2 protein-coding genes are annotated in these 1,833 nt (G+C 45.0%); both read left to right on the forward strand.

Annotated elements, in window-relative coordinates; genetic code table 11:
• The first annotated feature begins 105 nt into the window (after positions 1 to 105).
• Entirely contained in the window at positions 106 to 1,005 is a 900-nt protein-coding gene (locus BACCOPRO_RS03120; RefSeq protein WP_008140839.1) for a cytochrome c biogenesis ResB family protein, read from the forward strand.
• 34 nt (positions 1,006 to 1,039) lie between these two features.
• Positions 1,040 to 1,822 (forward strand): cytochrome c biogenesis protein, encoded by a 783-nt coding sequence (locus BACCOPRO_RS03125; RefSeq protein ID WP_008140841.1) that lies wholly within the window; start codon positions 1,040 to 1,042, stop codon positions 1,820 to 1,822.
• The last annotated feature ends 11 nt before the right edge of the window (positions 1,823 to 1,833 follow it).

Below are 1,833 nucleotides of genomic sequence, written 5' to 3' on the forward strand. Positions count from 1 at the left end.
GTTTCACTGGAATATTTTGTTTTCGAACAATTGTTATCTTTACAATTTTGTTGTAATATTCAATTAAGTTCTTATCTTTGCAGAGATTTCATGAATCATTGATGTATGAACTTAAAGACTAACTTACTATTCATTTCCTTATTATTGCTTTCAGTGGTGGCCCAATGCGCTTTTGGCAATTTCCCGTTTGCCTTCTTTGCTTTTCCGCTGGATCTTCTTCTAGCCTTGATATGGATAGGGGGGATGGGGTATGCCTATAAAGAAAAACGTTCCTCTGTTGCGGTCAGGATATGGCTTTTTCCGCAATGTACTTACTGGACGTTGGGATGGTTTCTGGGCGGTTGTCTGGTTATCGGTTTGTTCCCCCAGCTTTCGGTACAGGATGCTGTGAGAAAATCAGGTGTGCTTTCCACTTTGGGATGCTATCATTTCACCTCCTCCTGGATTTTTGTAACGGGACTGTTCGGCTTACTTACCCATCTGGGAATGATTACTCTGAGAAGATTCTTTCTTCCGGGAAGAAGCCAGTGGCGTTTTGTGCTTAATCATGCAGGTTTGTGGCTGGCTCTTTTTGCCGGATTTATAGGAAGCGCTGAAGAACAGACACTGCGTATTCCTGTATTCCGGACATCTTCCAACAATGAAGCTTTTACGGAAGAGGGCAATAAGGTTTATCTGGAGAAATCATTGCAGTTGACAGATTTTGTTGTAGAACATTATCCCAATGGAAGTCCGCGACACTTTTTTGCTGAGATCTCCGTCGATGGAAAGCCGGTTCATCTGGAGGTGAATCATCCTTATGCTACGAGCTGGTCGGAAGATTATTATCTTACTTCCTATGATGTGAAGTCGCCTGAGCCGCAGTATTGTGTAGTTCAGATTGTGCGTGAACCTCTGAAATATCTCATGTGGCTGGGTATTGTGATGATGCTGTGCGGAGGTTGCCTGCTGTTTCTGGCCGGACCTAACAGAGAGAAGACTTCTTTTCCAGAGAAATCCTGTTGATACTCGATTGATAAAAAATTAATGCTTTGTTTGAATGATTACGTGGAATAATTTTGACTGGTTTGCCCTGTTGTCCATAGCTCTGTGGGGGAGTGGTGCAGTGTTTGCATTGTTCTCTAAAGAGCGGAACCGCTGGGCCATTCTGCTGACGTTGATGGGTACTTTGGTTTTTGCGGTGTTTATTGCCGGATTCTGGATCTACTTGCAGCGTCCTCCCTTACGCACCATGGGTGAAACCCGACTGTGGTATTCTTTTTTTATGGGAATATCCGGTCTGTTGACTTATATCCGCTGGAAGTATCCTTGGATTCTGTCTTTTTCTACTGTGGTAGGAGCAGTGTTTGCACTTATCAATATTCTGAAACCGGAGATTCATGACCAGTCTCTCATGCCTGCCCTGCAGAGTCCGTGGTTTATCCCTCATGTCACGATTTACATGTTTTCCTATTCTGTACTGGGATGTGCTTTCATTTTGTCGTGTATGGGACTTTTCAAACACCGGTCCAATTACCTGGAAGCAGCCGACAAACTGATTTACACTGGGCTTGCCTTTTTGACGGTGGGTATGCTTACGGGAGCTATCTGGGCGAAGGCGGCCTGGGGACATTACTGGAGCTGGGATCCGAAAGAAACCTGGGCGGCAGTCACCTGGACCGGTTATCTGCTGTATGTACACTTGCGTTTGTTCAGAAAGGCTTCTCCGCGTATGCTTTACTGGATCGTGATCGCATCTTTTCTGGCGCTTCAGATGTGCTGGTATGGAGTGAACTATCTTCCGGCAGCCCGGCAGAGTGTACATTCGTATTCCCGTTCATAGTCTTATTTGTT

Origin of the sequence: Phocaeicola coprophilus DSM 18228 = JCM 13818, from assembly GCF_000157915.1 — a bacterium.
Taxonomy (GTDB): Bacteria; Bacteroidota; Bacteroidia; order Bacteroidales; family Bacteroidaceae; genus Phocaeicola; species Phocaeicola coprophilus.